Annotated in this window: 10 protein-coding genes; 2 read left to right on the top strand and 8 right to left on the bottom strand. The window is 59.5% G+C overall.

What is annotated here, in order from left to right:
• Nucleotides 1-67 precede the first annotated feature (67 nt).
• Together AC1ECK_RS16335 and AC1ECK_RS16330 are read right to left on the bottom strand one after the other, a co-directional pair.
• Complete coding sequence (locus AC1ECK_RS16335) at nt 68-1,045, bottom strand: ABC transporter substrate-binding protein (RefSeq protein WP_480320886.1); 978 nt, start codon at nt 1,043-1,045, stop codon at nt 68-70.
• Nucleotides 1,046-1,312: 267 nt separating this feature from the next.
• Nucleotides 1,313-2,467 carry a porin gene (locus AC1ECK_RS16330; RefSeq protein WP_480320884.1) on the bottom strand — a complete coding sequence of 385 codons (1,155 nt, stop codon included), beginning with the start codon at nt 2,465-2,467 and terminating at the stop codon, nt 1,313-1,315.
• 349 nt (nt 2,468-2,816) lie between these two features.
• On the opposite strand from AC1ECK_RS16330, the gene AC1ECK_RS16325 reads away from it, so the two are divergent.
• Nucleotides 2,817-3,191, top strand: a complete 375-nt coding sequence (locus tag AC1ECK_RS16325) for a hypothetical protein (RefSeq protein ID WP_480320882.1) — start codon at nt 2,817-2,819, stop codon at nt 3,189-3,191.
• A gap of 131 nt (nt 3,192-3,322) precedes the next feature.
• Here the strand turns inward: AC1ECK_RS16325 and AC1ECK_RS16320 are convergent, their stop codons facing one another.
• Together AC1ECK_RS16320 and AC1ECK_RS16315 are read right to left on the bottom strand one after the other, a co-directional pair.
• Nucleotides 3,323-5,689, bottom strand: coding sequence for an LPS-assembly protein LptD (locus tag AC1ECK_RS16320; RefSeq protein ID WP_480320880.1), 2,367 nt, complete (start codon nt 5,687-5,689; stop codon nt 3,323-3,325).
• A gap of 209 nt (nt 5,690-5,898) precedes the next feature.
• Nucleotides 5,899-6,783 carry a LysR family transcriptional regulator gene (locus tag AC1ECK_RS16315; protein WP_480320878.1) on the bottom strand — a complete coding sequence of 295 codons (885 nt, stop codon included), beginning with the start codon at nt 6,781-6,783 and terminating at the stop codon, nt 5,899-5,901.
• Between the two features lie 78 nt (nt 6,784-6,861).
• Between AC1ECK_RS16315 and AC1ECK_RS16310 the strand changes: the two genes are divergently transcribed.
• The gene (locus AC1ECK_RS16310; protein WP_480320876.1) at nt 6,862-8,163 is read left to right on the top strand and encodes an aspartate aminotransferase family protein; all 1,302 of its coding nucleotides are present in this window, start codon (nt 6,862-6,864) and stop codon (nt 8,161-8,163) included.
• Between the two features lie 140 nt (nt 8,164-8,303).
• Here AC1ECK_RS16310 and AC1ECK_RS16305 read toward each other — a convergent pair whose 3' ends face one another.
• The 4 genes from AC1ECK_RS16305 to AC1ECK_RS16290 all read right to left on the bottom strand — a co-directional run bounded on the left by AC1ECK_RS16305 (nt 8,304) and on the right by AC1ECK_RS16290 (nt 14,388).
• Complete coding sequence (locus tag AC1ECK_RS16305) at nt 8,304-9,473, bottom strand: porin (protein WP_480320874.1); 1,170 nt, start codon at nt 9,471-9,473, stop codon at nt 8,304-8,306.
• 804 nt (nt 9,474-10,277) lie between these two features.
• A complete protein-coding gene (locus AC1ECK_RS16300) occupies nt 10,278-11,156 on the bottom strand; it encodes an SMP-30/gluconolactonase/LRE family protein (protein ID WP_480320872.1) in 879 nt (292 codons plus the stop codon).
• Nucleotides 11,153-11,920 (bottom strand): D-xylose 1-dehydrogenase, encoded by a 768-nt coding sequence (xylB, locus tag AC1ECK_RS16295; protein WP_480320870.1) that lies wholly within the window; start codon nt 11,918-11,920, stop codon nt 11,153-11,155. Before xylB ends, AC1ECK_RS16300 begins: the two co-directional genes overlap by 4 nt.
• A gap of 62 nt (nt 11,921-11,982) precedes the next feature.
• Nucleotides 11,983-14,388, bottom strand: coding sequence for a glycoside hydrolase family 3 N-terminal domain-containing protein (locus tag AC1ECK_RS16290; RefSeq protein ID WP_480320868.1), 2,406 nt, complete (start codon nt 14,386-14,388; stop codon nt 11,983-11,985).
• Nucleotides 14,389-14,461 lie beyond the last annotated feature (73 nt).

Genomic DNA, 14,461 nt, shown 5'->3' with positions numbered 1-14,461 from the left:
TCCAGCGGGCCGCAGCAAGGCACGTCAGGCCTTGCTCCAGTCCCGTGCAAGAAAAATTGCGGGCCTCTCAGCGGGCCAGCGGGTCCACGAACAGTTCGTTGATCGACATGCGGCGCGGCGTCAGGCCTTGCCTGAACGCGGTCGCTTCCAGCGTTTCGATCGTCCTAAGGTTTTCCTGCAGGCCGTACGGCAGCGGATCGTGTCCGACGATCTTGCGCAGTTCGAGATACTTCCTGTCGCTGGCGCTCGTGGCCTCGCCAGCATCGAGGCGCGCGAGCCATTCCTTTTTTGCCTGGGCGAAGGCGTCATAGATCGATTTCGCGATCCACGGATGCTCAGCCAGCACCGAGTCCTTGACGACGATGGTGCCGTGCATCGGATAGACGCCGGTGCGTGCGTAGTATTCGGTTTCGAGCCCGGTCGCGTTGGGCAGCAGATCGGGATAGTCGGCCTCAACCTCCTTCCATCCCCCGGTGGGCGCGCCGGTGCGGCCAATCCCTGCTGCCGCGGCGAAGCCTGCGGACAACTCGCCCGTGGCCATCATTTCCGCCAGCGAACTCCCAGCCGGTGCGTGGATAACGTTTGACGGCAGCTTGAGTTGCGTGACGTGTTCTTCGTCGTCGACCACCCAGGTCACCTTCGACGAATCGAGGCCGAATTCGTCGATCAGCACCTGGCGCGTCCAGACACCGGTCGTGACCGAGTACGCGCGCACGCCGACCTTCTTGCCTTCCAGATCCTTCGGAGTCTTGATTCCTGCGTCCGGACGCACCAGCAGGCCGCTGTGGTGGAAACGACGCACGACGAAGACCGGCAAACCGACGAACGGCGCGCCATAGGCACGGGCAATGATGTAGGTAGTCGGCGCCAGTTCGCAGACGTCGAATTCGACATCGCGAACCATGCGGCGAAACGCGCCGATCTGCGGCTGGACGGTAATGAACTCGGCGTCCACGCCCTCGATAGGAATGGAACCGTTACGGATAGCCGACGTGTGTGGATGCTCAGCGATTGCGATCTTGAGCGGGACTTTTCTGGTCAACATCCTCTCCTTTGGATTAATCGTCGCAGGCCGCTGGATAAAGGTTCCAGCGCCGGACCGATAGTCTCGATAGGCTAAGAATATTGGAGGATGGGTCGCGCGTCCCTACACAAAAATCAGATTCAATGGCACTTTTGTTGATGGCTGGGCAGGCGCAGAGCCAATGCATTCTGGGTTAGTGCGCCGGGATATCGCTCACTCCGGTCGCCCGCCTCGCGCGGACGACCGGTTGCTCTGCGCAGCTTTCAGGCTGATTACCCGTCTGTCCTGTTAGAACTTATGACGGATGCCAAAGCTGACAATCTCCTGGGAACTGGTCCCTGCAACACCATATGAACCAATGGACGCCTCAGCGCTGCTCACGGTGCCGTCACTGTTCAACTGATCGCCGCTGGCGTGTTGCCATGCCCCGACCAGGTACACGTCCGTACGCTTCGACAGGTTGTAATCCGCGCCCAGCGAGATCTGGTTATACGTCGCACTCGTGTCGCCGTTTGCCCTCGTGTAGCTGTAGCCGAGGCCCAACAGCAACGCAGGCGTCGCCTGATAATTCAGGAAGGCCTGTCCGGAGTTGTATTTCTCCGTGTTCAGGAAGCTCGACTGAGCGTCGGCCTTATACATCGAGTTGCTGTAGCTCAGGCCGAATGTGTATGGACCGGCGACATACTGGGCCGCGACGCGTGCGATGTTGATCGACTTGGCCGTGTCGTAGCCCGAGTTCACCGGACCGTCGAACGTGCCGTCCGACGTCGACGACCAGCCGGTTCGTGTGGTGGTGCTGTTAGCGTTGTCTGCTACGAAGTAGCCTGCCGACACCGAGAGCGGACCGTTGTTGTACGCCGCCGCCAACGACCACGTCTGACCCGAGCCAGTCTTACCCGCCACCCCGCCCAGTGCGTACAGACCTTCGACCTGCAGGCCGCCGAACACCGGCGAGACATATTTCAGCGCATTGTTGGTGCGCGAACTATTGTCATAGTTGTCTACATCGCCTGCCGTTGCGAACGTGCTGCCGAAGTAGTTGTCTGCGGTCATGCCCTGAACCAGATCCACGAGCGGATCGTACTGACGGCCGGCCGTAAACGTGCCGTAGCGGTCGCTCTGCAAGCCGACGTAGGCTTGACGGCCGAATTCCGACGTAGTGCCGTTGTAGCTTCCCATCTTGCCGTTGTTCACGTTGAAGCCGTCTTCCAGTTGGAAAATAGCCTTCAATCCATCACCCAGATCTTCCGAGCCCTTCAAACCCCAGCGACTGCCCGACAGGTTGCCCGAATAGAGCCCAACCTGATTGCTGCCGGTCGAGGTAGCGTTATGCGTGTACTGGATCGATTCGTCGATCACGCCGTACAGGGTAATGCTGTTCTGCGCGTAAGCGACCTTGACGGCGGCCACTAGCAGCGCCAGGGTCACGACGGACTTTTTCATTTCTGATTCTCCGAGGATAAGCTTGAATAACGCGATGTGCGCTGTAACCGGATCAGCGAGAACATCAGGATCCGTTTGAGCGCACACGAGACGTTGCCTTTGGGTATCCGGAAGGCGGGTTGGCCCTAACACCCACCGGATGTCGCCATTAGCTCACAACGCTTTTCGTGAAGCGTTGGCAAGGAACCACAACGGACTTACCCTTCCTTTCGTGATCCGAAATGAGTAATTTGGGCCACATCCGAAGGCATGGCAATTCTGGAATTTCTAATAACGCGTAAACATACCGAAACACTTTTCCTGGCAATCTGGACTATGCTGAATTCTCGAAGATTCAAGAGGTGTCTCTATGTACCAACGTATGTTGATCGAACCGCTGCAAGGATCCGGAACAGCCGCGCTCCGCTTTGTCATCGGCAACAATGCGGCTTTGCTCGATGCCGCCGAAATTGACAACCTCATTGCGCAACTCGCCCAGTACCGGAGCCAAATGCTACCGGCCCACCCGCCGCAGCCGCAGCACTCCAGGACCTACCCGCTTGAAGTCGATCCATGCTGGCACGTCGACCGAAGCCCTCTCTTTGACGGTGTCGTCCTTCTGCTGCGACACGCCGGCTTTGGCTGGGTCGCTTTTTCCATGCCCCCGCAGAGCATGTCTAAACTGGATGCGGCATTGACGGCAGCGCCGCCAATGCAGTTTGCGATGAGCTCAGTGGCAAATTGAAAATCCGCTCGGCCTGACGCCCTCAATGGCATGAACAGCCGGGATACACCGGCAATGCTTAGACCCCGCGTTGCCGGCACTAGCCGGCACCCGTGCATCGCTATCGATATGACGCGCCCTTTGCGCTCGTCCTACTCGTAATCGCTAAGGCGTGAATCCTGTGGCGACGAGGACGGCAATGGTGTGTAGCCAGGAACGCTCGCCCGGAACTGCTGAAGCAAGCCATTGTCGACCTTGGAGAATCCCTTGAGCTGCAACTGCAGGAGCACCCGCGTGCCGCTGCTGGGCTCGCCCGTACTGTCATCTTCTTCGGAGTACTTCTGTACTGCCAGGCTAAGCGACCAGCACTGTGCGTCATACTGAACGCCCAGCAAGCCCGCAATCAGCCGGTGCGTCAGCATGTCGTAGTTGATTCGGCCAACGCTGGAGAGGTTGCGAGTCAGAGGCCACTGGGCCGATAGAATGATCTGATTTTCAGGCTCATCGTCGATCGTCGTATTGTTACGAATGTAGCGATAGCCCATGTTGACGATTTCATGGTCCGCAGGCTTCCACGTAAAACCTACCGTGGCATCGTCAACACGGTCGTATTCTTCGTCGTATTGCACCGACTGCTCTGCCGAGAAACCGCCCCCCACCTTGAATGAAGCGCCGGCGGTGACGGCCGCGCCGCGCAAGTCGGTTTCGGATTCATCCTCCACCAGCGTCACCCGTGGATTGGTGAAATAGTATTGCTGCGCGATCGTGAAGCGTGCCCGCTCGTCGCCCGTCGACGGATCGATAAAGCGCGTCGTCAGACCGCTCGTCAGGCGATTCAGATCGGCGACACGATCGCCGCCCACAAACGTGTTGGAGGTGAAAATCTCTGCAAGGCCGAAATCCGCCTGGGCGGTATCGAAGATCGGGGCAAAAGTCTGGTTACGGTAAGGTGTGTAGACGTAGTAGAGCCGCGGCTCCAGCGTCTGAATATAGTCCTTGCCGAAGAGACTGACGCTTCGCTCAAACACCATGCCGGAATCGAGACTCAGTGTCGGCACGTTGTAACTGAAAGTCTTGGGTTGACCGGCAGGCGCGGAGCTGCCAATCGAAGACAGATCGTACGCAGCAAAGTGCCATTGCAGCTTCGGCGTAAAAAACCAGTCCGGATGCACAATCGAGTAGCTGACATACGGGTCGAACACAACGCGGCTGCCTTGCGTGGCATCCGCGGTTGAAATGGTAAAACGCGTCGCATCGGCTTCGGCGCCGAAATCAAAGCCGGCGACATTGTATTTTGCGTACTTGACGTCGATTTCCGGTTCGCGGTTGTAGGAGGGACTGGTCGTGAAAGATTGCCAGTGCTGATCCCGGAACACGACCGACCACGGTCCGCTGTTATACGTCAAACCCGCTTCCTGCTGGAACTCCGTTGTCGAAGTCAGGGGGACTGCGCTGCCCTCCGCCAGGTCGGTTGTTACGTTCGCATCCGACACACGATTGTAGTTGGCGTAGACAGCAAATCCGTTGCCGAGATTCTGGTTGTGGACGAAGCTGATCGCATAACGGTTGGTCTTCGTTATCTCGTCATTCGGCAGATAAGATGCAGTTAGGCTTCCAGAGTAATCCGGCGAAAGATAGCGAAAGTTCTCCGACAGCATTTCGCCGCGCTTAGACATGATGCGTGGCGTAAGGGTCAGGTCGTAGTTTGGCGCCAGGTTGAAGTAATACGGAACCTCGACATCTACGCCATTCGTCGAACTCACGGAGAAGGTGGGCGGCAGCAGGCCGCTGCGGCGGTCGTCGTTGAGCGGGAATGAGATCCAGGGGCTGGCGAAGATGGGTACGCCCTGGAAAAAGATGATGCCGTTTCGCGCCACACCGGTATTCGTGCCATTGTCGATATCGAAACGCGAGGCTTTGACGTACCAGGCCGGATCGTCCACACACTGGCATCCCGTATAGGTACCGTGATGGATGACCGACTGGTCGTTGTCGATGATATCGATACGCTGCGCACTTCCCGAGCCACCTGTCAGGTTGAAGTGATACTTCGGCGTCGTCATATAGCCCTCCGATGCATCGATCCTCAAATGCGCCTCGGGACCGACGAATACATCGCCGTTCCTGACAACATGCACGTTACCGTACGCATCGGCCACGTCGGTATCGTCGTCGTAGTAAACGGCATCGCCCTTCACGAGGGTCGTGCTCGCGCGGAGTTCGCCATGGCCCTTGAGCGCGATTCCGGTGTCCTGTACAGCGTAGACCATATCGGCAATGCCGAATTCGGCCGCCGACTCGCCGGCGCGCAATAGATGCTCTTCCAGTTGCGGCGCAAAGCGCAGGCCCCAAGGGCCATCAAGCGACTGCGGCTGTGCGGCATCTCCTGTGATCTGGGCCTGGGCTTGAGAACAGGCAAGACTGGCTACCGCCGCTGCGATAGCAGCAAGGCGTGGTGCACGCACAATCCAGACGATAGATGCGCGTCTTAGGCACCTTTGCAGCAACAGCGCAACCACACCGGGCGGAGTGCGCAGTTGATAGATCCACTTCCTGCTATCAGACAATGACTCTGGTTTCCCACAAGAGTTGATTCATCGCGTACTTCCTGGATCCCTGGCGGGCCTGTGAACATGTGGAGGCACGACGCTATGCGTAGACAACCACAGTAGCGTGCGCTCTCACTTCACGTGTTACCAGTTCCATACCGATTCTTATCAACTCGCGATTACAGCAAGGGCAACGTCAGTCTGATGTGTTCCGCGAATGCCGCAGTCAGATGGGAGGGTCGCTTCCGCTCGAACTTCAGGGTGATGCCTATGGTGGGCAAGGGCGGAAGCGCAGGATCGCCATTGAGTATGTGGAGATCCGGAGCAACGGCGGTCTGCGTGAGGACGGCAACGGCCTGTCCCGAACGGACCAGAGCCGTAAGGCCGGCAAGGCTGCTGCTCGCATAGGCGATGCGGTAGGCCCTGCCTGCGCGTTGCAGCGCTTCGCAGGCCGCGACGTGGTCAAGCGTGTCCGGATCGGAAAGCGCCAGCGGCAACGGGTCGAAGTGCGCGGAATCGAGTCCCGGATAGCCAACCCAGACCAGCGGTTCGCGGCGAATGATGTCGTCGTTCGCAGCATCGTCCGGCAACGAGATCATGGCAAGATCCAGCGCATGCATCTCAAGTTGTTCGAGCAAGCGTGGGGTGGGGACGCAAACCACCTCCACCAGCGCTTGCGGGTGCTGGCTTGAAAACTGACGCAGCAAATGCGGGAGGAAAACGGCGGCGTAGTCGTCCGGACAGCCGAAGCGGATCGTCCCCGACAGCCCTTTACCGGAGAGATCGGCCATCGCTTCGTCGTGCAGTCGCAGAATGCGTTGGGCGTGGATCAACAGGCGTTCGCCGGGATTGGTCAGCACGACCCCTCGCCCCGTGCGCTGGAACAGCGGTTGATCGACGATTTCTTCGAGCCGCTTCATCTGCTGGCTCAGCGCGGACTGGGTCCGGCCGATCCGGTTCGCCGCACGACTGAGCGCCCGGACCTCCGCAACGACGATAAACGAACGTAGCAGATCGATTTCGAGTGAGAGACTCAAGATATTAGGCTCGCTTCTAGCTTCCATAAGAACTATTCGATTCTATGAAAGCAGAGAGCCAACTAGACTGCAAGTTATTCCCGCTACCAGCCCAGGAGAAGCAAGGTGTCCCGGAACGACGATGCAATTTTTTGGCGCAATGCCAGGCAGCACCTGATCCGCTACGGCGGCACCTTCGAGCCGATGATCATTGAGCGCGCCCAGGGCAGCTTCGTGTATGACGCGGACGGCCGCGCGATCCTCGATTTCACCTCCGGGCAGATGAGCGCAGTGCTCGGGCACAGCCACCCGGAAATCGTGTCGGTCATCAACGAATACGCCGGCAAGCTTGACCACCTCTTCAGCGGAATGCTTTCGCGACCGGTGGTCGATCTGGCAACCCGCCTGGCCAACATCACGCCTGACGGACTCGACCGGGCCTTGTTGCTCAGTACGGGCGCGGAGTCGAACGAGGCTGCGATTCGCATGGCGAAACTGGTCACAGGCAAATATGAAATCGTAGGTTTTGCGCAGTCCTGGCACGGCATGACGGGGGCCGCTGCATCCGCAACCTACAGCGCCGGTCGCAAGGGCGTCGGTCCGGCAGCCGTCGGCTCCTTCGCGATCCCTGCCCCGTTCCGTTACCGGCCGCGTTTCGAGCGCAATGGTGAATACGATTATCTGGCGGAACTGGACTACGGGTTCGATCTCATCGATCGTCAGTCCAGTGGCAGTCTCGCCGCGTTCATTGCAGAGCCGATCCTCAGTTCCGGTGGAATCATCGAACTGCCGGAAGGCTACATGGCCGCACTGAAACGCAAATGTGAAGAGCGCGGCATGCTGCTAATCCTCGATGAAGCGCAAACCGGGGTCGGGCGCACGGGCACCATGTTCGCCTGTCAACGCGATGGCGTTACGCCCGACATCCTCACCCTGTCGAAGACGCTGGGCGCAGGTCTACCGCTCGCGGCCGTCGTGACCTCGGCACAGATCGAGGAGCGAGCCCATGAATTGGGTTACCTGTTCTATACGACCCATGTGTCCGATCCGCTTCCCGCCGCCGTCGGTCTGCGGGTGCTGGATGTGGTCGAACGCGAGGGGCTGGTTGCGCGTGCGAACCTGATGGGCGAGCGACTCAAACGCGGCCTTCTGGATCTGATGGAACGCTTTGATTGCATCGGCGACATTCGCGGACGAGGGCTGCTTCTGGGTATGGAGATCGTCAAGAACCGTCTCACGAAAGAACCGGCGGATGGGCTTGGCTCAAAGATCACCCGTGAGTGCATGAAGCTGGGGCTCAGCATGAACATCGTGCAGTTGCCCGGGATGGGCGGTGTTTTTCGGATCGCTCCTCCGTTGACCGTCCACGAGGATGAGATCGATCTGGGTCTGGCGTTGCTCGGGCAGGCGCTCGAGCGTTCGCTGTAGTCAACTCGGCTCGCCTGAATGTGATGGAAGCATCCAGATAAAAAAACCGGCAGACCGCAGGGCATGACAGTCGTGCCGGACCGGAAGAGGGTCGACAAGGAGATCTTGATACTTGCCGCGCGTCATGCGCGGCAAGTCGTTCAGAACTGGTGCATGATGCCGGCGATCGCGCCGAACTGGCTCTTGCCGTAATTCGGCGCGTCGCTCGTGCCACCTTCGTTGGTGTTCGGCCCGTAGTAATCCGAATAGCCGTTACCCAGCCCAACGTTCGAGGTCGAGCTGTTGGTGATATACGCAAGCTCGGTGTACAGGAATGTGCTCTTCGACAGATTGTAGGTGCCGGCGAGCGTGTACATCGTCGCGTTGCCGTTGCCGTTGTTTGCATTGGCGTGGAATACGGCGCCCGTCACCTGGAGGAACGGCGAGACCGTGTAGGCAAGACCGGCCCATTCATGGTTGACGGCTGTCGGCGCACCGGTGACGCCCGAGGGCAGCGTGCCGGTCACTGCATTCGCCTGGTTGGCGAACGTCGCATTCGGCGCGCTCAAATGCTGGTAGCCAACATAGGCTTTGAGCGGACCCCACACGTACGTACCACCGACGATAGCCGAGCGCGAAGCCGTATAAACGTCGCTGAACTGGCCGTTCTGGTCTCGGATCTCGTCGTAGATCGCGAGCAGTTCGATACTGCCGCCGGTGTACATTGCCTTGACGCCGTCAGCGCGCCCCTGCGGGTTACCCAGGTTGCTGGGCTGGGTACCGCCCCCGCCATTGGTGCCGTTCCAGTTGCCGGGCGCGTTGGTCAGTTCGTACTGGCCCTTCAGGGTCAGGCCGCCAAACGTCGCCGAGGTGTACTCGAAGCCGTTGCCGGCCTGAGCCCAGTTACGGCCGCGCACCAGCGTCGCGATCGCGTACTGCTGCATCAGTTGCGGATCGAGGTCCCAGCTATCCTGCGAGATTTCCCCCGCGCCGATGTTACCGAGCTTGAACGTACCATACGTGTCGTTGGTCACGCCCACCGTCGCATGACGTCCAAACAGACCGCCGTTCTGCTGATTGCCGGCATCTGTGCCGATACCGCTTTCCAGTTGAAAGATCGCCTTGGTGCCGCCGCCAAGGTCTTCCGCACCTTGCATCCCCCACCACGATTCGCCCCAGCCGCCGCTTTCCGCGCCGATCAGATTGCCGCCCGGCAGACCGGTACGATAGACCACACCGTTGTCGATGCGGCCATACAGCGTGACGCTGCTCTGTGCGTATGCGCCTGTGGTCAATGTCAAAAGTGAAAGCGCGATGATTCTTTTTTTCATATGCAACCTGTCAGTAAATGTCTCGTCCATGAATAAAATCACTTCTTCTGAAACCCCGTTGGCATGGAAACACCAGCTCGCGTTTCGAGCGAATTTTATCGAGCCACGCTGACAGGAGTAGTATTTCGCTTCATAAGGAAAACGATGATAAGAATCCGCTTGAAAAAAACAGGTTTGATACGCTCATTTATTTATGACCATCAAGCGTGGTCATAATCGATTGAGACGCTTTTGGTATTGTTTGAAAAGGGAGAGAATGACGCGCTTCGGCAGGACAGCAAAGGCTGGGGTATGAGTACACAGAAGGCTGCTGGAGCACACTCTGCCCGCTCCCGTGTTGCGATCGGACAACAGCGGTACGAGCAAAGGGGCCGGCTTACGATCGGCTTGTTTGACACTTCGTGTGATCTCAGGCACTGCAGTGACTCTGCAATGCTCCCGGTATTCGCTGGAGTCCGCCGACGATTACCGCTGAGCCGGCCAATTCAGATTCTGTGGCTGGCGTAATAAATATTGAAACGACGAAATAGCATCAAAAAAATACTCCACAACGCCGACCATAAAACGCAATCACAAAAATTATGAATATTGTTTAATTAATTGCATTGCGGTTATTTCAACAGGATTAGCATGACCGCATAAATCCGGGTACCGCGCTGTGGCGCTAAAATCAGACGCCATTCCGGTCGACCATTGCAGTCGGCCAAATGCTTCAAGGGCTTGGCATTCGCGCCAAGCCCTTTTTTCCCGCTCTGCAGTTGCTTCCCCGCTGCGCAAACTTGACTAGCGCGGCGTCGGTCGCCGCTACCATGCGATGGTGCATACCGCCTGAGCTTGCCCCATCACCGGCGAGCGAAACGAGAACAGGCCACCCGCCAGCGGTTGCAGTCGCAGTTCGGCCTGCGACAGACCCTTGCGGGCCGTCGTGACATATACCGTGCGCAAATCCTCGCCGCCAAACGCAAGCTTCGTCACGTTGGAGCATGGAAAGGCGATCTTTTCCACGAGCACCCCGTCCGGTGAATAACGTTCGATGCGCGCCCCACCGAAGAGCGCGATCCAGACGAAGCCCTGCGCGTCCACGGCCATCCCGTCCGGATAGCCACCGTTCGAGATGGCGACAAATGTGCGTTTACCTTGCAGGATTCCGTCGTCGCCAACCTTGAACGCGTAGACCACCCGCCGCATGGTGTCGCCGTGGTACAGCGTGCGGCCATCCGGACTCATGGCTGGTCCGTTGGTAATGACGTAGCCACGATCCTGAGTCACGATCTGCCCGTCTTCGCCGACCCGGTAAAGCGATCCGGTGTGCTGCGTCTCGGCATCGTCCATCGATCCAAACCATAGACGGCCATCTGCATCGACAAAGCCGTCGTTGAGGCGATTGCCCGGCAGTTCGCCTTCGACAGCTTTCAATAGCTCGAACTGCCCGCTTGCGGGCGTAAAGCGATACAAGCCACCCTCCAGGCCACAAACGAACGCATCGCCGGCGAGAGGCAGAACGAAGCCAGACTGCATCGGCGCGGTCCAGGTTTGCCGCTGCCCCGTCGCCACGGCCAGGCGATGCAGCTTGCGTCCCTTGATATCGACGAAGTACACCGCGTTCTCGCCGGCCCGCCATACCGGTCCTTCGCCCAGCTCAGCCGCAACCGGCCAGACGCACACGGGAATGGTCGAGTTCATCCGCCATACCATCCTGCATCGACAAAGTAGTCGCGTCCTGAACAGCGAGCCGCATCATCGGAGGCGAGAAACAGCGCCATGCGGGCCACGTGCTCCGGATCGATACGCTGTTGCAGGCATTGATCCGCCACGATCTTCGCTTCACTCTCCGCGGATTGCCAAAGCTTCATCTGGCGAGGCGTACGAACCGCCCCCGGAATGATGCAGTTCACGCGGATGCCGTGCACGCCAAGATCGCGCGCCAACCCGCGCGTGAGCCCTTCGATCCCCGCCTTCGCCGTCATGTACACACTCAGATTCGGTGTCGCCAGGTGCCACGAGATAGAGCCGAGATTCAGAATGACCCCGCGCCCCAGAGTGCGCATTCCGTCGGCGACGGCCTGCGCGCAGAAGAACTGATGCCGCAGGTTCACCTCGATACTCTTGTCCCAGTACCCGGAGCTGACGCCGCCTACTTCATTCCGGTCGTCGTTCGCGGCGTTATTGACGAGCACCTCGACCGGTCCTCCACGCTGCGCGATTTGCGCAAACGTGGTCTGAATTGCATCCACGTCCCGAAGATCGCAGCGGTAAAACAAAGGCGGATGCTTCGCATTGCCAAGCGACTCCTGAAGCGCCAGCGATTCCTGCTCCGCCACGTCCAGAAAGAAAACCCGCGCTCCCTGTGCGACGAACGCCTCGACCATGGCAGCCCCTATGCCACTGCCACCGCCTGTGATCACGACGGTCCTGTCCGCGAGGCTTGGATAGATTGCGTACGACATCAGATTTTTCACACTCTCAAAGTATTACAGCGTTCGGATTGCCGTCGCTGCCTTCACGACCGTCAGGCTACTGTTTCCACCTCGCTCACCATTCGCCAGTCACGTTCGAGCGTCCGGGTTTGGTCTCCCGTTACGGTCAGCGTGTCGCCCAGATGAATGTCGCGGCTGGAACTGCCGATCATCAGATCAAAGTCGCCCGGCTCGACGATGCGCTCCCCTCTCCCATCCGTGAAGTTGAGCATGTCCACCGGGATTCGCGCACGCAGTCGCACTGATGCTCCCGCTGCGATGGACACGCGCGCGAAAGCCTTCAATTCCCGCACGGGCCGCGCGGAAGAGGCGAGCCGGTCGCGCACGTAGATCTGCACGACTTCATCGCCGTCACGTGATCCCACGTTGCTGACAGCAAAGCCGAATTCGAACGTACCGTCCGCAATCGCCGCTTCCCGCGCGTCCACGACGAGATCGCCATACTGGAACTGCGTATAGCTGAGCCCGAAGCCGAACGGATAGCGTGAGCCAAAGTGATACGCCACCGGCGTGCCTGCGCTTTTCAGCCGGTGATTGTAGGTATAGGGGACCGCGCCGGCGCTCTTTGGCACCGAGAGCGGAAGGTGGCCGCTGAAATTCACCTTCCCGGTAAGCAACTCGGCGAGCGCTTCGCCCCCCTTCTCGCCGGGCGCAAACGCCATCACCTGCGCGGCGATCCGGTCCTCGAGACCGCCCAGATTGTATGGACGGCCTCCCGTCATCACGACGACAGTCGGCGTGCCGCTGTCGACCACCGCGGCGAGCAACGCCTGCTGGACACCTGGCAACGTCAGACTGTCGGTATCCGAACCTTCGCCGACCGTACCCGACTGAAAGAGTCCCGCCAGATCGCCGACAAAGACGATTGCCACTTGCGCCTGCCGCGCAGCCGCCACCGCCTCGGGAAAACGCGTCGTATCCTGACTAATCAGCTCATCGACGCCGTCTGCGCTCATCGTCTCCAGAGCGACGTCACCCGGAAATACGGGTGCCCCGGCGCGACGTTCTTCGATGATGTCGCAACCACGCGCATAGATCACCCGATCTTCGCCGAGTGATCGGCGTAGCGCCTGCAACGGTGTCGTCATCGCCAGATCCGACTGCTCCCCGGTATTGATAAGGTGGACGGGGAAGCTATAGCCCGCCAGCAGCGCCAGTGGATCATCTGCCGTCGGTCCGATCACAGCAAACTTTGCCGCACCGTCGAGCCTCAGTGGCAACGCACCCTCGTTGCGCAACAGCACGACGGACTCCAGCGCAACCTCATGCGCGATATCGCTCGCGGCCGTGCTGCGCAGGTTCACCCGCTCAGGATCGACATAGGGGTTTTCGAACAAACCGGTGTCGAATTTGGCGCGCAGCACCCGCGTTACCGCAGCATCGATCGTTCCTTCGTCGATCTCGCCGCGCGCCATGGCTTCCTTCAGGTGCAACGCGCACTCGTGGCCGGGCAGTTCGACGTCGAGCCCGGCGTTGAAGGCGAGCGCCGCTGCGGCGGCGGCATCGCGCGCAACGCCGTGATGACTGTAAAGCAGGTTGACCGCGGCATAGTCGGCGACGATCAACCCGTCAAAACCCCACTTCTCGCGCAATACGCCTTGCAGCAGTTCGCGGTTCGCGTGGCACGGAACGCCGTCGATGTCGTGATAGGCCGGCATGACGGAGCCCGCACGCGCGAGCTTTACCGCCATCTCGAACGGCAGCATGAATGTATCGTTGAGCTCTCGCGGGCCGACATGGACGGGAGCATGATTGCGCGCCCCTTCGCTTGCGGAGTGCGCGACGAAGTGTTTGAGCGTCGCGAGCAGATCGCGACGCTCTCCCTGCAGACCGTTCACGTAGTGGCACGCCATCACGCCTACCAGGTACGGATCTTCGCCCAGCGTCTCTTCGGTCCGGCCCCAGCGCGGATCGCGCGAAACATCGAGCACCGGAGCCAGCCCCTGACGCGAACCGATTGAACGTGTCTGCTCGCCAATGATCTCGCCTACCCGGCCAATCAGGCCGGGGTTCCACGTGGCGGCGTAATTCAACGGTGACGGAAAGAGCGTCGCATCCCGGGTCATCAGGCCGACCAGACATTCTTCGTGCGCCATGACCGGAATGCCGAGGCGCGTCTCTTCCACCATCTGCCGCTGCAATGCGTTAAGTGCACGCACGCCCTCTTTCGGCTCGACTGTATGGGTGCCAAGCGGACGGGTGACCTGTCCGAGACCGTGGCGCAGTAGCGTCTCGAGCGGCACCCCGGTATCGCGCTGCGCGAAGTCTTCGGAGCGCGGTTCGTGACGGCCGTCGGCCGACAACTTAAGCCATACCGCGTGAAGCTGTGCGATCTTCTCGTCCAGAGTCATGCGCGGCAACAGGTCTGCGACGCGCTGTTCCGTGGAGGCGGCAGGGTTACGATAAAGCGGAACCTCGCTTTGGCTTTCAAACGACATTAAAAGGACTCCTGCAGATTGATTCTGGTCTATTAAATTCAGCAATTTATCGTTACCGTCAGTTTTCGTGCGC

It is taken from the genome of Paraburkholderia sp. SSBN10T, assembly GCF_056619545.1.
Note: the sequence above shows the minus strand (reverse complement) of the source record. Positions and strands in the feature narration are given on the sequence as shown.